The organism is Exiguobacterium algae (genome assembly GCF_018617875.1).
Classification (GTDB): Bacteria; Bacillota; Bacilli; order Exiguobacteriales; family Exiguobacteriaceae; genus Exiguobacterium; species Exiguobacterium algae.
Genome location: NZ_JACSKZ010000002.1, coordinates 649,738 through 669,445 on the forward strand (window position 1 = coordinate 649,738; position 19,708 = coordinate 669,445).

A 19,708-nucleotide genomic window follows, 5' to 3' on the forward strand; every position below is an offset into this window, starting at 1 on the left:
GTAGAATCAATGTCCTGTATCGACAATCCTACTTGCGCCTGAAATTCCGTGGTATGATGAGAGCGAATCGACATCACGAATGGAGGAATCGATATGCATACTGATCCAAACTGTATTTTTTGTAAAATCGCCAACGAAGAAATCCCATCCTATCGTGTCTATGAAGACGAAGCAGTCGTCGCTTTCCTGGACTTGTCGCAAGTGACAAAAGGACATACGCTCGTCATTCCGAAACATCACGCTCGAAACATTTATGAATTGCCTAGCGAGGTGGCTTCAGACGTATTTCAGCGAATCCCGAGAATCGCCAATGCCATCCAGCAGGAAACGGGGGCGATCGGGATGAACGTCTTGTCGAACGCGGAAGAGATTGCCGGTCAGACCGTCTTTCATTTCCACATCCACTTGATCCCACGCTTCGGGGATGAAGATGGTTTCGGAGCGAAATGGGTGACGCATAACGACGAGTATACATCAGAAGCACTCCAAACGTTAGCTTCGCGCATCCACTCTCAACTTTGAGACAAAAGACCCGTCATCACTCGATGAAGGGTCTTCTTTTACGATTGATTGATTGAATCCCGATGACGCTTTCTCTCTTCTTCCAACTGCGCTCGCTCAACCTGCAGTTTAATCGCAGTCTCATATAATCGTTGCCGCGATGTGACAGACGTCGCTTGTTCAAATTCTTTTCGTAATTCGTTTAGACGGGCATCTATTTCGTGCATTCGCTTTTCGCGTACTGTGTGCTCTCGCTCCTGTTCATGTCGTTCAGCCTCTTCATACCCCGCCCTAAGTGTGTTCATTATTGTCTCGGCCCAAGTGTCATCTCCCAGTCGTTTCGCAGCGTTATACAGGTCGAGTAAATCATCCACCCAACGCTTTTGTACGTCCACTGAGGATCACCTTCCTTTACCTATATTCTAAAATAAAATGATTTTTCGGTCAAAATTGAATGTTCTGAAAAATTTTATTTGCGATATAGGTTTTTAATCACTCTTTTTTGGTAAAATAATATGAAAAGAATGTATTTTAGAATGCACTTGCTTGAGGAGGGGAATGGATTGTCGAGTCACCAACGTCGAGATTGGATTGCTTTCGGCTTTGTTTTAACGTTTTTAGGAGTCATGACGGTCAAAAAACTGGCACGTGGCACAGCGAACGATGCCGCTGCTAATCAACATCGCGCATCTACAATCGCTACGCTGAAAGAACAATTTGGGAAAGTGGCGAAACAAACGTCACACGTCATCAATGCTGGGAAGTTGCAAGGAAAAGAATTGACTGAACAAGTGAAAGCCGAAGTCGAAACCTACCAACAAGACATTCAGCCTTCGATCGAGCGAATCCAAGGAAATCTCCAGGAACTTTCGAATGTACAGTCTACCGCGACAGACAAAACCGTCAATCAGAGCCAATAACTGACTGCTGTCATCGTCCGTCGATTAAATCACTTTGTATCCGGAAAGGATGAATTGAGATGGAACACGAAAAAGAATTCACTGGCCCTGAGGCCATGCTCTATAGCCATAAAATCATTCAACTTAGTAAGGCTTTGTGGAAGACGGTCGAAAAAGACTGGCAAAACTGGATTAAACCATTTGACTTGAACATTAACGAACATCATATTTTATGGATCGCCCATGCGTTAGGCGGGGCATCGATTTCCGAAATCGCGAAATATGGTGTCATGCACGTCTCGACCGCCTTTAACTTTTCGAAAAAGTTAGAGGACCGCGGATTACTTACGTTTTCTAAAAAAGAGACCGACAAGCGTAATACGTATGTCCAATTGACTCCTGAAGGTGAGTCGTTGCTTCTTGAGACGATCCACGCGTTTGACCCGGAAGGAAACGGCGTATTCCGTGCTTCCCTCCCGCTTCAAGAGCTTTACGGAAAATTCCCTGACCTTACTGATATGACGGCAATCGTCCGCCGCTTATACGGGGACAACTTCATGGACATCTTTGCAGAAACATCGAAAATGATTACAGAAGAGGCAGGTCGTCGTCCTGACGAGGATGAACTCAGTCAAGAAGCCTGACCTGCCGATAGAGCGGTTCTGTAATATGCAATTCGATTCCTTGACGCACACACGCCCCTAAAATGGCTTTAGGGTGTAATCTTGCATCGAGCATTCCTACAAAATTGACGAGCAATGGCTCTACAGATGTAAATCCGTAGCGCTCTTGCTCTTTTTGTTGCTCCCCGATCTCGTGCAGGAGACTAAAGAAAGACGCCACTTCCTGTTTCGTCAAATTTGCTTTGATGACTTCATATTCGAACGGACGATTCGTCCAGTCCGCCAGTTCAAGCAAAATCTCCTTTTGATAAGACAGATGCTCGACCTTTTCTTCCAACGACACGTTCGTCACCCCATCATTTCACATTCTCTTTCATCATTATACGACATGATTGTATGCTATGATACTGTACAGACACGAGAACAGCTGTCATGATTAGGAAAATGTGATATAGTCGGATTTAGAAACTTTGATTTTGAAATTTTAGAGATTTATAGGGGTGGAATACATGTCAAACGGAATGAACAACGAACCGAAAAAGCAAGATAAGAAATTTTCAACAGGCGCACTCGTCGGCGCGTCTGCGCTCGCGCTCATCATCGGAGCAGGTGGAACTTACGCTGCAACGAACGCATCGAGCCCATCTGATGATTCAGCAGTCGTCACATACAAAGGCGGAGAGATCACGCGTGGTCAAATCGCAGACATGAGTTACGACCGTTTAGTCCCTCAGCTCGCTTTCCAAGAAACGATGAACGCGCTTCTTGAAGAGGAGTACGGTGACCAGGTTGCGAAAGAAAAAGTTGACGAAGAGTTCGATAAAACAGAAGAACAATTCGGTTCGACAGAAGAATTCGAACAAGCAATCCAACAAGCGGGAATGAGTGGAACAGATGAGTTCCGTCAAGCTCTCCGTGGTCAAATGCTTGTCGATGCTGCGAAATCAGAGTTGGTCGATGTAACGGACGAGGAAGTCGAAGCACAGTTTGAAAAAGAAAACGTCGAAGTTCGTGCAAGTCACATCCTCGTCGAATCTGAAGAAGAGGCACAAGCCATCATCAAGCAATTGAATGACGGTGCTGACTTCGCCGAACTCGCTAAAGAAAAATCAACAGACACAGGGTCTGGTGAAAAAGGCGGCGACCTCGGTTACTTCTCAACAGGTGCAATGGTCCCTGAATTCGAAGACTACACATTCCAAAAAGATGTCGTCGGAAAAATTTCAGATCCGGTTCAGTCGCAATTCGGTTATCACGTCATCAAAGTGACAGACCGCAAAGAAAAAGACTTGAAACTTGAAGATGAAAAAGACCGCATCCGTGAAGAATTGGCAACTGAAAAAGCTGCTTCGGTCGATGCAAACAAAATCTATGCCGAGTTGATTGAAAAATACAACGTTGATGTGAAAGATGCGAAAGCAGAAACACAATTTGACGCTGTCAAAGACGCATTGAAATCTTCTGAAGAGTCATCTGACGATTCTTCTGAACAATAATATGACTATACGAAACGGCACCCCATTCGGAGTGCCGTTTTTTTATAGCTTCGGTTTATAAAATGCCCGATTATCAAGCGCCATGATGCGTTCTGTGAATTGGCCTGGCTCCACTCCTTCAAATGCCTTTTCGAACATGTTCATGCGGGCGTCGATGTTGTCAATAAAGAACAACATTTCGGCTTCAGGCAGTTGCGGTGTATTGGCCGATCCCCATTCCGGTTTCCCGTGGTGGCTCAAGACGAGATGTTGCAACAGCGTCGTCACTTCCCGATCCGTACCGAGCTCGCGTGACACCACTTCGATTTCCGACGCCATCAAGGATAAGTGACCTAACAACTTTCCTTCGAGCGTATACTCAGGGGTGATCGCATCGGATAATTCGATGACTTTTGCCAAATCATGCAACAGTACGCCTGCAATGAGCAGGTCGCGGTTCAGCTGAGGGTACAGCGCACTCATGGAGTCAGCGAGCTTTAGCATCGACATCACGTGAAATGCCAGTCCCGAATAAACGGCATGGTGATGACGGACGGCCGCCGGATACGTAAAGTATGCCTCCTCGTGTCGGCTAAGCACCTCTTCTACGAGTTGTCGAATCTCTTCATGCTGTAGAGACGAAATAAATTCGCGAATCGTCGACTCGAGTTCTGTTTTTGGCACGGGCGCGGAACGGACATATGGGGAGATGTCCGTCTCCTTTTCAATAATTGAGATTTGTTTGAGCTTCAATTGAGTGCGCCCGCGGTAGTCCATCACTTCGCCTGCCGCATGTACGATTTTTTTCGTCGCGTATTTTTCCGTGTCGGAACTATCCCAAAGCTTCGTCTCGATTTCCCCGCTCTCATCACAGAGGATGAGTGTTAGATAGGGTTTTCCATTCCCGGCAAGTCCTTTATAGGATTGCTTGATCATGACCGTTTGATCTAATGTGTCGCCTACTTTGAGCTGACCGATTTTTGTCGCCAATGAAAGCACCTCTCTCTTCATTCAGTACCTCCATCTTATCGAAACTTTCCGTCAGATGCCAACATTCCCGACATTTTGGGAATACTATATAGCAGAAGCAAATTGGAGGAATGTTTAATGGAATGGGAATGGTACACGAGACCTGAAGAAATCGTCCACATCGATGAACGATATCAGGAAGCCTATACGTATTGGGTCGAGCAGCTCACGACAGCAGACGTCACGAAAATCATCGTCGAGGATGGCTTCATGTATGGGTCTCTAACGCTCGACTATGAAAAGTTAGAACGGGAGCCTCAAAATATCGGTCATTATTTCGTCGGACCAGACTTTTTATGGACGCTCGGTTTCGATGATGTCCACTGCGAGTCGGTATCAAGAAAAGGATTTGCGACACCGATTGAAGCATTTTATGAATTATTGGCTGAACGAATGGATCCTTATTTCCACGGTATTGACGAGTTCGAAGAACGTCTCCTGATTGCCCAGCGTGAGATGACAGGACAAGTACCTGCCACATTCATGAATGAAATCTTCGGTCTCCGTAGCGAGATTGAGCGCTGGTCCGATACAGTCACGCCGTACAAAGAACTCCTTATGGCAGGAAGAGAAGCCTTTCTTGATCTTGATTTGAATCAACTCAGATCATACCAGCTTGCAAACTATCGGGTCGAACGACTCCTTACATTGGTGGAGCACTATCAGGGAGACGTCATCGCCATGACCGACCTCGCTTCCACACTTTCGAATTTCAGGGGAAATGAAATCATGAAGGCCCTGACGGTATTTACCGCCCTGACCACACCGGTTGTGGCGTTTGGTGCCATTTGGGGAATGAACTTTAAAGTGATGCCCGAACTGGATTGGTCGTTCGGTTATGGTTTTTCCTGGGTGATGATCATTTTCTTCACGCTATTGATCCAGGTGTGGTTGCGACGAAAAAATTGGATGGGATCGTTACTGCAATTCCCGAACCAGACCATCCCCCCTCAATATCGTGAAGAAGAAAAAAATGAAAAAACGAACAAAAGTTCGGTATAATAGATGGTATTACGAGATATAGAAAGGTGATGTTATGGAACGCCTCATCATCCACGTCGATATGGATGCGTTTTATGCCTCTGTGGAGCAGCGCGACCGCCCCAGTTTGCGCGGAAAACCCGTCATCGTCGGTGGACCGCCTCACAGTCGTGGCGTTGTCGCGACTTGTTCCTACGAGGCACGAAAATATGGAGTGCACAGCGCCATGTCTTCCCGGAGAGCATTCAGTCTGTGTCCCCACGCGACTTTTGTGAAACCCCGATTCCAAGTGTACCGTCAAGTCAGTCAACAAGTGATGGACATCTTTAAGTCAGTCACGCCCCTCGTCGAGCCACTCTCTCTTGACGAGGCGTATTTGGACGTGACTGAAAACTCCTTGAACAGTACGTCGGGTCCCTTTATCGCCCGTTATATTTTAGGAGAAATCAAGCGGCGCACCGGTTTGACCGCATCAGCAGGTGTCGCTCCTTCCAAGTTTGTCGCCAAAATCGCGTCCGGTTTCGAAAAACCGAACGGTCTAACCGTCGTTTCGCAACCGAACGTCACAACATTTCTCGCCCCGCTCTCCGTCGAAGCGATGCATGGGGTGGGAAAAGTAACGGCACAGACGCTTTATAAACATCATTATCATACGATTGCCGACATTCAGAAAACCCGCCCCGAGCAACTAAAGGCCATCTTCGGTTATGACCGCGGTCAACAATTATACGAACTTGCCCACGGCAGAGACGATCGCCCCGTTGTCCCGACGCGTGAACGAAAATCCATCGGATCTGAAACGACCTTTGCATTTGATATCGATGATCCGGAAGAAGTGTATGAACGGGTATTACCTGAGATTGAAGACGTCCTTCGGCAACTTGACCGACGTGACCTCAGCTGCCAAACAGTGACAGTCAAGTTAAAGACGAGCGAATTTCAAGCTCGTAGCCACCAAATCAAGCTCAATCACCCGACACATGACCATGAAGAAATCAGGCGTCTCACAAGACGCTTGTTCGATGAAATGGAAGTCACTGAACCAATCCGCCTCATCGGGATGACGGTTTCTGACCTGATTCCCCGAAAAGAATCAGCCCGTCAGCTCACATTTGATGAAATCACGAAACGACCTCTTGAAGAATGAATGACCATTCATTACACTGTAAGAAAAGGGGGCAACAAAGATGGAGACCTATTCAGTCACCGCATTTGAGAATGACGGGACCATCGTCTTGAACGAATCGTTCGAAGCAAGCGATGATCAGTCGGGGAAACGAAAAGGATTGGACATGATACGAAAAGCCGGACATGAACACATAGGGGCACGAATTGTTCGCAGTGGCCAGCTCATTTATTTCGAGCGATGCAAATTGCCTGGAAAATTGAAAGGGACTGCATCCTAAAAACAAATGACAGACCGAGATAAATCAATCGGTCTGTCATTTTTATTCACTATATTTTTCTTCCCATGCCTCTCGCCATTCTTGAAGATCTGGGTAGATGTCTTCTACCGACTCTCCATTCAAACTATATCCGGTGCCCATCAGGCTTCCGTCCGAAAGCGGCATCGAGGTACCACCAATCACTTTCCCATCCACAACAATCACCGTCACGGCCGTTAATCCAAAATCGGATAACGCATCAATCGGGTGATTTTTCACGATGAAGTGTTCATAGTAAAGAGTTTTACCGATGTAAGCGTCAGGAGACACGAATTGGCGCGCCCACAACGACTGCTCATGATCCTCTAGCAAATTTTTCTTTTCTAACTTATTTGCATACTCTCCATTATACGATACGACTTGATAGTCCTTTTTTTCAAGGTACTTCTCAGCCGCACGGCCATACTTCCCAATCTCAGGCTCTTCTTCATTCCCGCAAGCAACAAGAAAGAGACAGAGAAATACCCACAACCATCTTTTCATCTTCTTCCTCACTTTCAAACAGGTTGGATTAACATTCACCTTGTTATTATCCCAAATATCGACTCAAAGTGGAAATAAAAGCAGGATCATGATAATTCCAACAATACCTGTGATCAGTTGAAGCGGAATCCCCACTTTCATAAAGTCGACGAACCGATAGCCCCCGATACTGAATACCATCGCATTCGTCGGGGAACCAAACGGCGTCATAAAAGCAAGCGAGGCAGAGATGGCGACCGCAACAACGAATGGGATCGGATTCACGCCCATCGTCTCCGCAAGAGACAGAGCGAGCGGCACAAATAAGACAGCAGTGGCCGTGTTCGAGATGATTTGACTGAGGAACATGGTCGCCGCAAATAAAGCAACCAGTACCCATACCGGTCCAGCTTCCCCAAACGTGGTACTGATCCAAGAAACGAGCCACGACATCACACCTGCATGATCAAGCGCTGTCCCAACCGGAATCATTGCGGCGATCAAGACAAGAGAGGACCACTGAATCGATTGGTACGCCACTTCAATATGACGAACCGCTCCCGTCAGGATCATGGCTAATGCAGCGATCCAAACGGCAACCGTCGGATCGACCCACTCCAGCATGAACAAGGCGATCATCGTCACCATGACGAGTCCTGCGGCCAGTTGGTGGCGTTCTGACACTGAGCGATTCGCCACATCGGTCACGCGTTCGTTTGCGAGTAACAATTGCGTCTCGCGCTCCGTCCGCTCCAAATCCCCCCACTTCCCTTGAACGACTAATAAGTCCCCTCTTTGAAGCGGCACATCCTTCAAGTGAATTTGGGCAATCTCTTCATTCGGCCGAACGACTTGCAGCACGTTTAACTGATAGTCATTTCGCAAGCGACTGTCACTCAAACGCTTGCCAACGAGTGAACTGTCAGGCGGTACAGTAAAGAGCGCGACTCCGGACTCTTTGTCACATAGTTCCGATTGGGAGAGCTGCTCATAGCGTAACCCCTCACGTCCGGTAAATGACTCAATATCCCGTTCCTCTCCACTGACGAGCAATCGGCCTTCACGAAGTACCGTGTCGGCGCTGGCCGCTATGAAGCGTTGCCTTACCCCACGGATTCGTTCGCCTACCACAATCAATCCTTGATGAGACCATTTTAAATCCCGTAATCGTTGGCCAATCAGCGGATGATTTTTATCAAGATGAACTGCGTAAATTTTCGGTTCAGGATAATTTCGTTCGGAAGAGACGGATGGGTCGACCGTCTCCTCAGGAGTTAACAGCTTGTTTCCGACAAATCGGAAATAGATGAAGCTGACGGCGGCAACCGCAAGTCCGATTGGGAACAATGCAAAAAAGCCGATCGATTCCCCTTCGATCCGACGCAACGCTTCAGCCGCAACCAAGTTCGGGGGCGTTCCAATCAAGGTCATCGTTCCGCCGATACTTGAGAAGAAGGCAAGAGGCATCAATAACACCGCGGGCGACTTCTTCATTTGTCTCGACATCGCTAAAGCCACCGGGATCAGAATGGCCACCGTCCCTGTGTTGGACATGACGCTCGAAAGGAGTGTCACTGTCATCATGAACAGAAAGAATAGCCGCATCTCACTCCCGTTCGCATAAGGAATCAATAATGACGCCAGACGTTCCGCCAATCCGGAATGGAACAAGCCGGCCCCTACGATGAATAGACCTGCAATCATCAGGACGACGGGGTTCGAAACACCGGCCATCGCCTCGGCGGGTGTCAATTGATTGGTCAAAACGAGCAATACTAGTCCAATCAACGCCACCAGGTCTGCGCGCATCCAGCCGCCGATAAAAAAGAGAATCATTAGTCCGAGAATGATTACCGTTACCATGTCGTCCACCTTCCCTTTCAGTCCACGCCTACACCTTCATTATATCCCGAATTTGTAAGCGCTTACTTTAAGGGTATGACAATATTTCCAACAAAAAAACGGATGGCACGTTTGCCATCCGTTCACATGATTTACTGAACTTCGTTTTCGTTCACCATCGGAGCGTAAAGCTCTTCAAGTGGTTTCATGATGATTTTCGTTACTTCTGTAACGAGTTGGTGCATGCGCTGCTCTTCTTGCATGAGCTCCATGATCAATTCGTTCTGTTGAACGTTCATCATTTTCGTTTGCGCATCCATCATCTCCTGCTCAGAGATTTCTTCACCTTGCATTTGCTTTTGTTGAAGCGTCATTTGGATGTTACGGAAGTCAGCGAACAACTGGTTCGCTTCCGCGTCCGCATTGACACGATCGTATAAAGAAGAGAGTGTTGTGAACTCCTCAGAATCGCGAAGTGCTTTCTCCAATTGGTAAGCTTGGTCGTACAAGTTTGTTTGTGACATGTAACGTCCTCCTAAATACTATTAGGGAATCCCCATCAAACGATGGCGATGAGCCCTTGAATCAACCCAATCATACCACCTAACAGCGCTCCAAGCCATGTTATTGCCCGAAACTCCCGTTTTGAAATGGATAATACAATCTCCTCCAGGTAGGACGTATCGAGTGACTGGACTTGTTCCTGCACGATTTGATCGATTTTCAAGCGATCCATGATGGTCTCCATCTGATCGGTAAAGCGCTCAATGACAAGGGTGACTCCTTTTGGTACGAGTTCTTCGACCACCTGGTCTTCAACATCACGTGTGTACGTGCAAACCGAACGGTCAAGCAATTGACCGATTGGTAAACGTGTGACCACTTCCGATACGACTCCGTCAACGAGACGTGCTTCTAAGCGTTCGTCAAGAAGAGTGTCCACCGACTTTTCGCTGAATCGTTCAAACTCACGTGTAATCATCGTCGTCATACCCGTCCGAGTCGAACTGCCACGTAGAATGTTCACGATTTCAGGTCGTACCATCTCGACCAGGTTCATATTTTGAATAAAGCCGGCGATGAACCCGAGGCGACGTTGCACGAAGGAGTCGACCATATGTCGTAACTGTGCCTCTCCTTCCGGGGAGTAAAAATATTCTTCCGATTTCACGAGTAACGCTTCGACGATTTCCGGAATGAGTGCACGGACACGATCCATCCCCTCTTCGCCGAGTAGCTCGTACAACTTTCTCGTCTTCACTTCGGCGATTACTTTAGTCAGTTCTTCACGCATTTTTTCATCCGCCAAGGCTAAAAATCGCGTTTCCGCATTCGGATAAAGCGGCTCAATGAGTGAGCGGACTGTTTTCTCCGAGCGAAGCATCGCATGGACCTCACGTTGCGCAAAATGTGTGATATGGCTGGAAATTTGATCATCTAACAACCGCTTACGCATTCCCTCAGGTGTCAGTAAATGCTTGACGACCGTTTTTCCTAAACTAGACGCAAGTTCGTCCCTGCGTTTCGGAATCAATCCCGGCGTGAACGGGATCCGAACCGATCCGATATACTTTGGTTCATGTGGCCGGAACAACATTTTGATGGCGAGGAAGTTTGTTACCCCACCGATTGTCGCTCCGATGACAATCATCACAAAAATTTTAATTAGACCCTCCAAACTGCAAGCCTCCGATCTGAAATATGATACATTGTTGAAGAGGTGATTGTGTTGACTACGTTTGAACGTATTAAATCGATTTTTCCGGCCGCCGTCCATCGGTCGGAAGACGCATCTGGTGACTACGACTGGTTTGAGACGCAAGACGGCACCACGTTCGGGTTGCCAAATACCGAGTTGAGCGAGCGGGAACGTCAGTTGCTCGATTGGTGGGCCACGCCTATTTTGACGTCAGTGGACGCCAATCAAAAAAAATGGCAGCAGCGATTCCAGGATGACACCTTCCGCTTTGACCACTCGTTCCGGCTTCTGTCGCTCACGCTACACGGAGCAGAAGCAGAATCGCTCGAACAATTTACCGAAGTACTCCACGACTTCATGCCACATGCGACCATCGTCGTCATGACGCGCCGGCATATCGAAGTGGTTGAGACCGATTCGTTCGTCGATCTCGTGGAATTCGAAGATGTGCTTCGTGCCATTGCGAGTGACTGTTATGTCGAGGCCCATGTGGTGTATAGCCAACGACCGGCCGGCGATTTGGCCACGCTCTATCGTCAGCATCAACTGTTGCTCCCTTTTGCGAAACTCTCTACTAAGGCTTACCCTGCTAGTCAATTATTATACCATTATTTGCTACAAGATCAGGAGTCATTTGATGAACGGCTTCGGGTGACCCATCCGACCATAGAGGCACTCGACCCGCCGACAATCGAATTACTAGAAGCCTTATTCAATCATTCGCTGAACGTCTCTCATACGGCCAAAGCGTTGTTCATGCATCGCAACACGTTAAATTACCGGCTAGATCGGTTATACGAGGCAACCGGATATGACGCTAGACAGTTCTTCGACGCCAGTTTACTCCAACTACTTGTCACGTTGCACAAATCCGATTAACGGTTTTTGTGCAACGTGTCCATATTCAATGCAAGCGGTTTCAGCGTATAATCTGTTTTGTAAGCGCTATTAAAAACATAAAGATTCTTTAGGAGGCAAACGACATGGCAGAAATTCGTTTAGAAAACATTGATAAAATTTACGATGGTGGCGTAAAAGCCGTCAGCGATTTCAACTTACACATTAAAGACCGTGAATTCATCGTATTCGTCGGACCATCAGGTTGTGGTAAATCGACAACACTTCGTATGATTGCGGGACTTGAAGAAATCTCAAACGGTGATTTCCTCATCGATGGAAAACGTATGAACGACGTCGCTCCTAAAGATCGTGACATCGCGATGGTCTTCCAAAACTATGCCCTCTACCCACACATGAGCGTATACGACAACATGGCTTTCGGTTTGAAACTTCGTAAGTTCCCGAAAGACGAAATCGACCGTCGCGTAAAAGACGCTGCACGCATCCTCGGACTTGAAGAATACCTCCAACGTAAACCAAAAGCCCTTTCAGGTGGTCAACGTCAGCGTGTCGCAATCGGCCGTGCGATTGTCCGTGATGCAAAAGTATTCTTGATGGATGAGCCGCTCTCAAACTTGGATGCAAAACTCCGTGTACAGATGCGTAAAGAAATCATCCAGCTTCACAACCGTTTGGACACTACGACAATTTACGTAACACACGACCAAACAGAAGCGATGACTCTTGCTACACGTATCGTTATCTTGAAAGACGGGATCGTTCAACAAGTAGGAACACCAAAAGAAGTATATGACACACCAGATAACATCTTCGTTGCCGGCTTCATCGGCTCACCATCAATGAACTTCTTCCGCGGTACACTCGCAGAAGGTAAATTCATTACAAACGGTGAAGAAGTAAACGTTCCTGAAGGAAAAATGAAAACGCTCCGTGACCGTGGTTACATCGGTAAAGAACTCGTGCTCGGTATCCGTCCGGAATCAATCCATGACGAGCCGATTTACATCGACTCACCGACGACACACACGTTCAAAGCACACATCGATGTTGCAGAGCTCATGGGTTCTGAGTCATACCTCTACGCAGAGCTTGGTGGACACCAGTTCACAGCACGCGTTGACGGTCGCTCAAACATCCACATGGGAGACGACGTTGAACTCGCACTCGATATGACAAAAGCACACTTCTTCGACGGAGAAACTGAACAAGTCATCCGTTAAACCATAAAAAACCTCGATTCGTTCGAATCGAGGTTTTTTATTTATCGAATAGCATATCGTTGTTCCAATTTATGCTGCCCTGCTTGAATCAAAGTCGAGAGAACCCAGTAAACCGATGCCGAGAAAAGTAGTAACGGCATGACGAGGTACGTCGTCGCGGCAATCTGGTCCGAGACATATGTCAATTCCTGCACTGCGATGACGGACCCGAGTGACGTCGACTTGATGATATCGATCACCGAGTTCGACACAGGCGGAATTGCACGGGAGAGTGCCTGCGGGAAAATAATGTCCTTAAACCGTTTCACTTTTGGGATGCCCAAAGCAACACTCGCCTCCACCTGGCCTTTGTCCACTGAGTGGATGGCCGCACGGAATGCCTCTGAAATATATGCCGCAAAGTGAAAACCTAGACCAAGGATCAATGCCTGCATGCCACTCAATTGGACGAACCCTGTCAAACCAACATAAAGAATCAACAGTTGGAGTAACAGTGGGGTCCCCCGGAAAAAGGAGATATATGTCCGCGTGAACAATCGAAGGACTCTGATTGGACTACTATGAAGTAACGCAATGATCAGACCGAGCGCCAAGGCGAGAAGAATCGACAGGACACTGGCGATCAACGTCATCTGGATGGCTTCAAGATAGACCGAACGGTTATCTATGACGGTCGTGATCAGTTCATTCATTGACTGATATCCTCACCGAAGTACTTCTCACCGATTTCAGTCATTGTGCCATCTTCCTTCATCTCCGCAAGCGCATCGTTCAATTTTTCAAGAACGTCGCTGTCTTTTCGTGTCATGAAACCTGCTTCGCTTGTGTTAAAGATATCGCCTACTGCTTTGACGTCGTAACCCGTTTTTTCAAGCTCTGTCAAAATAAAGAGACGGTCATTCAGTGCCGCATCGAGTCGACCGACTTCAAGGTCTTGAAGAACCTGGTTCGCCCCTTTATAGAACTTCACTTCAGCTCCTGCTTCTTCAGCCATTTGAGCATAGACCGATCCTTGTGTCGAACCGACCGTTTTTCCTTTTAAGTCGTCGATTCCCTGAATCTCATTGTTGTCCGTTCCGACAATCACTTGGGCACCGGATACCGCATATGGCGTTGAGAAAGCGTATTTCTCTTCCCGTTCCGGCGTGATGCTCATTTGGTTGGCAATCATGTCAATACGTTCTGCATCAAGCGCCGGGACAAGTCCTTTGAAGTCCATTGCCTCATACTCGACTTTGTACCCTGCGCGTTCAGCCGCCTCGTTTAATACATCGATGTCATACCCTGTCAATTCACCTTTATCTTTATATGTGAACGGTGGGTATGTCGCCTCTGTCCCTACCGTGATCACGGCTTCTTCCGAACCGCTTTCCGATTCATTTCCGCACGCCGCGAGCAATCCGACCGATGCGCCGAGTGCAAGTACAGTTGTGAATGTTTTATTCATGATGATTCCGCCTTTCCGATAATCCTTATATGATTACATGGTTTTTATTCAGCTACCTCATCATACTGTCGGAAAGTCTTTATGTCAAACAAAAAACATCATCCCATTTGGAATGATGTTTCATCAATCAGTCAATCGCTTTCGCTTGTTTCATCACATCTGCTTCAATCGCCTCTCGCTTCGCAGACGTCTTGTCGGCGCTGTCGGCGTGAACGCTGAAGTAGAATTTGATTTTCGGCTCTGTGCCGGAAGGTCGAAGGCAGAACCACGATCCATCCTCAAAGATAAACTTAAGAACATTCGAAGAAGGTAAGGTGATGTCTTCTGACGTGTTGGAACGCAAGTCCGTCGCCACTTGTTTTTTATAGTCCTCAAACCGCACCACTTCATATCCCCCGACCTCTTTCGGCGGGTTGGCACGGAATGCCTCCATCATGCGACCAATCTGTTCAAGACCGGCTTTTCCTTTAAGTGTCATCGATTGGAGCGACTCCTCATAGAACCCATACTTCTCATAAATCGATTGCAAGGCATCATACAAGGTACGTCCATGTTGCTTATGGAAAGCCGCCATCTCGGCTCCGAGTAAACAAGCTTGCACGGCATCTTTATCCCGGCAGAAATCACCGATCAAATACCCATAGCTCTCTTCATATCCAAACAGGAATTGATACTCTCCAGATTCTTCATACTGTTTGATTTTCTCACCGATGAATTTAAATCCTGTCAACGTATTCTCTAAATGAACACCATACGCTTTCGCAATCGCGGCGCCTAGCTCCGACGTCACGATCGTCTTCGCCACAAACCCGTTCGAAGGGAGCGTACCGGTCTCGCTTTTCTGTGATAGAATGTACTCCATTAATAGTGCGCCCGTCTGATTCCCTGTCAAGACGAACCATTCTCCGTCTCGATCGCGTACGGTCAATCCGACACGGTCCGCATCCGGGTCGGTTGCCATCAACAGGTCTGCCCCGACGCGGTCACCATATTCCATCGCCAACTGGAACGCTGCTTTTTCCTCTGGGTTCGGATAGCTCACCGTCGGGAACGCACCGTCCGGCTCTGCCTGCTCTTCCACAATCGTCACATGGTCGAATCCGTACGCTTTCAATCCATCCATTACCGGACGGCGTCCCGTTCCGTGTAATGGAGAATAAACGATTTTAAGCGGGTCTTCCCCTTGTACGTCTTTGTGGATACGAATCGACTGCAACGCCTCCATATAGGCCTCATCCACTGAAGCATCGACCGTTACAAGTGTCCCTTCTTGGCGAAGTGACGCTTCATCCGCCACCTCGATTGTCAGTTCATCTTCAATCGCATTGACATAACTGACCAGTTCATCGGCCTCAGCAGGCGGCAGTTGTCCGCCGTCAGCACCGTAAACCTTAAATCCGTTGTATTCAGGAGGATTGTGGCTGGCCGTGATGACGATGCCACCAAACGCATGAAGATGTCTAACAGCGAAGGACAGCTCAGGCGTTGCCCGGAGGCTTGGGAATAAGTATGTTTTGATTCCGTTTGATGCGAGTGTACGTGCCGCCTCGAGGGCAAACTCCGGAGAGAAATGACGGGAATCATGTGCAATGACGACCCCATGCCGTTTCGCTTCTTCACCTGATGCAGAGATGAAGTCCGCAAACCCTTGAGACGCTTTACGGATCGTGTATAAGTTCATTCGATTCGATCCCGGACCGATTTCGCCTCGCATACCACCCGTTCCGAATTCGAGCGTCTTATAAAACGCATCTTCGAGGGCCGTCCCGTCTTTCGACAATTCCTCCAATTCCGCCCGCAAGTGTGGTTCGAGCGCCTCGTGTTGATTCCATCGTTCATACGTTTGTTGCCAAGTCATGATCAGTTCCCCTTTCACCATCAAAAAATTCGTTCGAAGTACTCGCCAATTCCAGTCATCTTGTATACGATGGGAGTAACGAAACCTCGAGGTGATATTATGTTTCCAACTATGCGTGCCCAAGAATTAAAACATATCGTCCATACCAATTCGATCCGTTTTATCGATTGCCGATACTCATTGAACGATGCCTCTTACGGAAAATTCGTTTACCGTCAAGGTCATCTGCCGAACGCCGTCTTCCTTGATTTAATGGAGGATCTGTCCGGTCCGCTCAGTGAGCACGGCGGCCGCCATCCGCTCCCTTCAAAAGAAGCCTGGACCGCCACACTTCGGCGTATCGGTCTGAAGAAAGAAGACCTCGTCGTCATTTACGATGACGGATTTCCGTTTGCGGCTCGTGCCTGGTGGCTTTTCAAGTGGGCCGGTCATGAACGCGTCGTCGTGCTTGAAGGCGGTATTCAATCCGGCGTGACCTATTGTGGTGAGACGACAACTGACGTCCCGGACTATCCGGCTTCCGATTATACCCCTTCGTATCAAGACGATATGATTGCCTCGATCGAAGAGGTACGCGCCGCAACCGAGGCAGGTGGTCTATATGATTCCCGAACGGCTGACCGGTATGATGGTTCGCATGAACCGATCGATAAGAAGGCTGGACATATCCCAAATGCACTGCTCTGTTCCTACGCCGAAGCCATCACAGATCTTGGTACACTCCAAGAGTTCCACAATTTAAAGGAACTATATGCTGAAGTACTGGATGTACCCAGTCCGATTTTTTATTGCGGAAGCGGCGTCACCGCTTGCGTCAACATCTTGGCATTACACGCACTCGGTAAAGACGATGTTCGACTTTATCCGGGCTCCTATTCTGACTGGATCAGCTATCCAGACAATCCGATCCACCCGTAACGGGTGGATCGTTTTTATTTCACACTGATCGGTTTAATGTTCCAAACCGCATTCGCATATTCCGTGATCGTTCGGTCACTCGAGAAGATACCCGACTTCGCCGTATTGACGATTGAACTTTCTGCCCACCGCGCCCGGTCACTGAACACTTCATCCACTCTCCGTTGTGCCTGCATGTAAGAAGCAAAGTCCTTCAACACGAGGAAGTCATCGTTATAGACGAGAAGTGAATCAAAAATCGATTGGAATTGATATTCGCCGACCTTATCAAACGTTCCGTTCACCAGGCCATCCACGACATCTCTTAATTCCTGATGGGCGTGGTACAATTCAGCGGCGTGATATCCTCCGAACTTCTTATAATTCATGACCTCCTGTGGAGTGAGACCGAAAATGAAGATGTGGTCATCGCCGACTGCGTCACGGATTTCAATGTTCGCACCGTCTAACGTCCCGATGGTCAGGGCACCGTTCATCATAAACTTCATGTTTCCTGTTCCCGACGCCTCATAACTCGCAGTCGAGATTTGTTCGCTTAAATCAGATCCCGGGAAGATGCGTTCTGCCATCGAGACCCGGTAATTCTCCAGGAAAACGACTTTGATGAACTGACTTGCCCGTTTGTCTTTGTTGATCAATGTAGCGAGCGCATTAATGTACCGGATAATCTCTTTTGCATAGTGATACCCAGGTGCTGCTTTCGCTCCAAAAATAAAGGTTCTCGGTACCATCGTAAAGGTCGGGTCCGCTTGAATCTTCAAGTAGAGCGCATGGATATGGAGAGCGTTCATCAATTGACGCTTATACGCATGGAGACGTTTCACCTGCACATCAAATATCGAGTTCGGGTCGACCGTTATCCCGGTCTCTTCCTGAATATAAGTCGCCAAATCAAGCTTGTTCTGTTGCTTCACATCCATCACTTTTTCCTGGAAGCTCGCATCTTTCGAGACGCTCATCAATTTCTCCAGGTCATTCGGATGCTCGATCCAAGAAGACCCGATTGCTTCCGTGATGGCATTTGACAATCGCGGGTTTGACTTCAACAGCCACCGGCGATGTGTGATCCCATTCGTCTTGTTGTTGAAGCGCAGTGGGAACATCTCGTACAAGTAACGCATCTCACGTTGCTTTAGAATATCCGAATGGATCTGGGCGACACCGTTCGTCGAATGCGACCCGACGACGGCAAGGTTCGCCATATTGATCTGATTGTTGGAGACGATCGCGATTTCCGCCATATGAGATTCCAAATGCGGGTAGTTGACGAGGACGTCCCGGCAGAAGCGGCGATTGATTTCCTCGATGATCTGATAAATTCGAGGCAGCAAACGCTGATACATCTCCACTGGCCATTTCTCCAGTGCTTCTGCAAGCAACGTATGGTTTGTAAACGACATGACGCTTTTCGTGATGCGCCATGCCTCATCCCAACCGTATCCATGCTCATCCATCAAGATTCGCATCAACTCGGGGATCGCTACAACCGGGTGTGTGTCGTTAATGTGGACGGCATAGTAGTCCCCTAAATGCTTCAACGATTTGTTGTGATGTAAATAAGACGCAAGCATCGACTGAATGCCCGCCGAAACAAAGAAATATTGCTGTTTCAGACGAAGCACTTTTCCTTCATACGTCGTATCATCCGGATATAAAAATTCCGAAATGGTCGCTACGGATTGCTTATGCTTCAACAGGTCTTTGTAGGACCCTTTCGTCCGCTCCATAAACTCTTCGTCATCATACGGCGATTCAGCATTCCAAAGTCGCAATGTGTTGACGATCTCATTCTGATAGCCGATGACTGGCATATCGTAAGGAACAGCTTTTACGACTTCATCCGGATGATGGACGACACGTAACCGGTCTCCGATCTGCTTCATCTCAATCCAGCCGCCGAAATTGACATCTACCGCCTTATCGGCACGACGCGTTTCCCACATGTTCCCGTCACGGAGCCAGTTGTCCGGCAACTCCACCTGATACCCGTCCACAATCTTTTGTTTGAACAAGCCATACCGGTAACGAATTCCATTCCCGTGTCCCGGTAAGGCCAATGCGGCGAGTGAATCTAGAAAACAGGCGGCAAGACGCCCAAGACCACCGTTCCCAAGACCCGGTTCCGGCTCAAACTCGGTGATTTCAGTGAAATCAAATCCGAGTTCGTCCAGACCTTCCTTCACGACTTCGAGGACGTCCAGACTTAACAGGTTGTTGTATAAAAATCGGCCCAATAAGAATTCAAGTGAGAAATAAATGACTTGTTTACTATGTTTTTCATCCTGCTTTTCACGGGTGTGCACCCACTTGGGCATGGCGTGCTCACGTACCATGGTTGCCAACGTTTGATACACTTCCTGCTCCGTTCCTTCATCAATCGACTTTCCGTTTAAAGCAACGAATCGTTCCTTGAATGAATCGACGAAGCTTTTTTTATCTGTAAACATC

Annotated in this window: 21 protein-coding genes; 10 read left to right on the top strand and 11 right to left on the bottom strand. The window is 47.9% G+C overall.

Annotation, left to right across the window (positions count from 1 at the left end; genetic code table 11):
- Positions 1 to 93: 93 nt before the first annotated feature.
- A complete protein-coding gene (locus tag KNP03_RS08460; protein ID WP_214828134.1) occupies positions 94 to 522 on the top strand; it encodes an HIT family protein in 429 nt (142 codons plus the stop codon).
- 38 nt (positions 523 to 560) lie between these two features.
- Here the strand turns inward: KNP03_RS08460 and KNP03_RS08465 are convergent, their stop codons facing one another.
- Complete coding sequence (locus KNP03_RS08465; protein ID WP_214828137.1) at positions 561 to 896, bottom strand: hypothetical protein; 336 nt, start codon at positions 894 to 896, stop codon at positions 561 to 563.
- Positions 897 to 1,064: 168 nt separating this feature from the next.
- Here KNP03_RS08465 and KNP03_RS08470 point away from each other — a divergent pair, with 168 nt between their 5' ends.
- A complete protein-coding gene (locus KNP03_RS08470) occupies positions 1,065 to 1,421 on the top strand; it encodes a hypothetical protein (protein ID WP_240544511.1) in 357 nt (118 codons plus the stop codon).
- Positions 1,422 to 1,480: 59 nt separating this feature from the next.
- On the top strand, positions 1,481 to 2,044 hold the full coding sequence (locus KNP03_RS08475; RefSeq protein WP_015880933.1) for an HTH-type transcriptional regulator Hpr: 564 nt from the start codon (positions 1,481 to 1,483) through the stop codon (positions 2,042 to 2,044).
- On the opposite strand, the gene KNP03_RS08480 is transcribed toward KNP03_RS08475, so the two are convergent.
- On the bottom strand, positions 2,028 to 2,366 hold the full coding sequence (locus KNP03_RS08480) for a DUF1878 family protein (RefSeq protein ID WP_338082722.1): 339 nt from the start codon (positions 2,364 to 2,366) through the stop codon (positions 2,028 to 2,030). The genes KNP03_RS08475 and KNP03_RS08480 overlap by 17 nt on opposite strands.
- A gap of 166 nt (positions 2,367 to 2,532) precedes the next feature.
- Between KNP03_RS08480 and KNP03_RS08485 the strand changes: the two genes are divergently transcribed.
- The gene (locus KNP03_RS08485; RefSeq protein WP_214828143.1) at positions 2,533 to 3,519 is read left to right on the top strand and encodes a peptidylprolyl isomerase; all 987 of its coding nucleotides are present in this window, start codon (positions 2,533 to 2,535) and stop codon (positions 3,517 to 3,519) included.
- Between the two features lie 42 nt (positions 3,520 to 3,561).
- Here the strand turns inward: KNP03_RS08485 and KNP03_RS08490 are convergent, their stop codons facing one another.
- Positions 3,562 to 4,488, bottom strand: coding sequence for an HD domain-containing protein (locus KNP03_RS08490; RefSeq protein WP_420827882.1), 927 nt, complete (start codon positions 4,486 to 4,488; stop codon positions 3,562 to 3,564).
- Positions 4,489 to 4,605: 117 nt separating this feature from the next.
- Here KNP03_RS08490 and KNP03_RS08495 point away from each other — a divergent pair, with 117 nt between their 5' ends.
- The 3 genes from KNP03_RS08495 to KNP03_RS08505 are packed head-to-tail and all read left to right on the top strand — an operon-like array spanning position 4,606 to position 6,914.
- On the top strand, positions 4,606 to 5,529 hold the full coding sequence (locus KNP03_RS08495) for a magnesium transporter CorA family protein (protein ID WP_214828148.1): 924 nt from the start codon (positions 4,606 to 4,608) through the stop codon (positions 5,527 to 5,529).
- A gap of 34 nt (positions 5,530 to 5,563) precedes the next feature.
- Positions 5,564 to 6,655, top strand: a complete 1,092-nt coding sequence (dinB, locus tag KNP03_RS08500) for a DNA polymerase IV (RefSeq protein WP_214828162.1) — start codon at positions 5,564 to 5,566, stop codon at positions 6,653 to 6,655.
- 40 nt (positions 6,656 to 6,695) lie between these two features.
- On the top strand, positions 6,696 to 6,914 hold the full coding sequence (locus KNP03_RS08505; RefSeq protein WP_214828164.1) for a YhzD family protein: 219 nt from the start codon (positions 6,696 to 6,698) through the stop codon (positions 6,912 to 6,914).
- Between the two features lie 42 nt (positions 6,915 to 6,956).
- Here KNP03_RS08505 and KNP03_RS08510 read toward each other — a convergent pair whose 3' ends face one another.
- From KNP03_RS08510 to KNP03_RS08525, 4 genes are all read right to left on the bottom strand, one after another.
- On the bottom strand, positions 6,957 to 7,436 hold the full coding sequence (locus KNP03_RS08510; protein ID WP_214828168.1) for a hypothetical protein: 480 nt from the start codon (positions 7,434 to 7,436) through the stop codon (positions 6,957 to 6,959).
- A gap of 63 nt (positions 7,437 to 7,499) precedes the next feature.
- The gene (locus KNP03_RS08515; protein WP_214828171.1) at positions 7,500 to 9,278 is read right to left on the bottom strand and encodes an SLC13 family permease; all 1,779 of its coding nucleotides are present in this window, start codon (positions 9,276 to 9,278) and stop codon (positions 7,500 to 7,502) included.
- 131 nt (positions 9,279 to 9,409) lie between these two features.
- Positions 9,410 to 9,781, bottom strand: a complete 372-nt coding sequence (locus tag KNP03_RS08520) for a YlbF family regulator (protein ID WP_015880924.1) — start codon at positions 9,779 to 9,781, stop codon at positions 9,410 to 9,412.
- A gap of 35 nt (positions 9,782 to 9,816) precedes the next feature.
- Entirely contained in the window at positions 9,817 to 10,908 is a 1,092-nt protein-coding gene (locus KNP03_RS08525) for a DUF445 domain-containing protein (protein ID WP_214828338.1), read from the bottom strand.
- A gap of 75 nt (positions 10,909 to 10,983) precedes the next feature.
- Between KNP03_RS08525 and KNP03_RS08530 the strand changes: the two genes are divergently transcribed.
- A complete protein-coding gene (locus KNP03_RS08530; protein ID WP_214828174.1) occupies positions 10,984 to 11,835 on the top strand; it encodes a PucR family transcriptional regulator in 852 nt (283 codons plus the stop codon).
- 104 nt (positions 11,836 to 11,939) lie between these two features.
- On the top strand, positions 11,940 to 13,037 hold the full coding sequence (locus tag KNP03_RS08535; RefSeq protein WP_214828177.1) for an ABC transporter ATP-binding protein: 1,098 nt from the start codon (positions 11,940 to 11,942) through the stop codon (positions 13,035 to 13,037).
- A 41-nt stretch (positions 13,038 to 13,078) separates the two neighbouring features.
- Here the strand turns inward: KNP03_RS08535 and KNP03_RS08540 are convergent, their stop codons facing one another.
- The 3 genes from KNP03_RS08540 to KNP03_RS08550 form a co-directional block, all read right to left on the bottom strand.
- Entirely contained in the window at positions 13,079 to 13,729 is a 651-nt protein-coding gene (locus KNP03_RS08540; protein WP_214828180.1) for an amino acid ABC transporter permease, read from the bottom strand.
- A complete protein-coding gene (locus KNP03_RS08545) occupies positions 13,726 to 14,484 on the bottom strand; it encodes a transporter substrate-binding domain-containing protein (RefSeq protein ID WP_214828183.1) in 759 nt (252 codons plus the stop codon). Before KNP03_RS08545 ends, KNP03_RS08540 begins: the two co-directional genes overlap by 4 nt.
- Positions 14,485 to 14,611: 127 nt before the next feature.
- Positions 14,612 to 16,342, bottom strand: coding sequence for a phospho-sugar mutase (locus tag KNP03_RS08550; RefSeq protein WP_214828186.1), 1,731 nt, complete (start codon positions 16,340 to 16,342; stop codon positions 14,612 to 14,614).
- 99 nt (positions 16,343 to 16,441) lie between these two features.
- Between KNP03_RS08550 and KNP03_RS08555 the strand changes: the two genes are divergently transcribed.
- Positions 16,442 to 17,260, top strand: a complete 819-nt coding sequence (locus tag KNP03_RS08555; protein ID WP_214828189.1) for a sulfurtransferase — start codon at positions 16,442 to 16,444, stop codon at positions 17,258 to 17,260.
- A gap of 14 nt (positions 17,261 to 17,274) precedes the next feature.
- Here KNP03_RS08555 and KNP03_RS08560 read toward each other — a convergent pair whose 3' ends face one another.
- Positions 17,275 to 19,707: a glycogen/starch/alpha-glucan phosphorylase gene (locus KNP03_RS08560; RefSeq protein WP_214828341.1), complete on the bottom strand. Its 2,433-nt coding sequence runs from the start codon at positions 19,705 to 19,707 to the stop codon at positions 17,275 to 17,277.
- Position 19,708: the final 1 nt, after the last annotated feature.

Bases quoted from the DNA above. Each gene is read 5' to 3' on its own strand.
- KNP03_RS08505 (WP_214828164.1), top strand. From the start codon at position 6,696: ATGGAGACCTATTCAGTCACCGCATTTGAGAATGACGGGACCATCGTC.
- dinB (WP_214828162.1), top strand. From the start codon at position 5,564: ATGGAACGCCTCATCATCCACGTCGATATGGATGCGTTTTATGCCTCT.
- KNP03_RS08555 (WP_214828189.1), top strand. From the start codon at position 16,442: ATGTTTCCAACTATGCGTGCCCAAGAATTAAAACATATCGTCCATACC.
- KNP03_RS08515 (WP_214828171.1), bottom strand. From the start codon at position 9,278: ATGGTAACGGTAATCATTCTCGGACTAATGATTCTCTTTTTTATCGGC.
- KNP03_RS08495 (WP_214828148.1), top strand. From the start codon at position 4,606: ATGGAATGGGAATGGTACACGAGACCTGAAGAAATCGTCCACATCGAT.
- KNP03_RS08550 (WP_214828186.1), bottom strand. From the start codon at position 16,342: ATGACTTGGCAACAAACGTATGAACGATGGAATCAACACGAGGCGCTC.
- KNP03_RS08560 (WP_214828341.1), bottom strand. From the start codon at position 19,707: ATGTTTACAGATAAAAAAAGCTTCGTCGATTCATTCAAGGAACGATTC.
- KNP03_RS08510 (WP_214828168.1), bottom strand. From the start codon at position 7,436: ATGAAAAGATGGTTGTGGGTATTTCTCTGTCTCTTTCTTGTTGCTTGC.
- KNP03_RS08485 (WP_214828143.1), top strand. From the start codon at position 2,533: ATGTCAAACGGAATGAACAACGAACCGAAAAAGCAAGATAAGAAATTT.
- KNP03_RS08545 (WP_214828183.1), bottom strand. From the start codon at position 14,484: ATGAATAAAACATTCACAACTGTACTTGCACTCGGCGCATCGGTCGGA.
- KNP03_RS08520 (WP_015880924.1), bottom strand. From the start codon at position 9,781: ATGTCACAAACAAACTTGTACGACCAAGCTTACCAATTGGAGAAAGCA.
- KNP03_RS08525 (WP_214828338.1), bottom strand. From the start codon at position 10,908: ATGATTGTCATCGGAGCGACAATCGGTGGGGTAACAAACTTCCTCGCC.
- KNP03_RS08460 (WP_214828134.1), top strand. From the start codon at position 94: ATGCATACTGATCCAAACTGTATTTTTTGTAAAATCGCCAACGAAGAA.
- KNP03_RS08535 (WP_214828177.1), top strand. From the start codon at position 11,940: ATGGCAGAAATTCGTTTAGAAAACATTGATAAAATTTACGATGGTGGC.
- KNP03_RS08540 (WP_214828180.1), bottom strand. From the start codon at position 13,729: ATGAATGAACTGATCACGACCGTCATAGATAACCGTTCGGTCTATCTT.
- KNP03_RS08475 (WP_015880933.1), top strand. From the start codon at position 1,481: ATGGAACACGAAAAAGAATTCACTGGCCCTGAGGCCATGCTCTATAGC.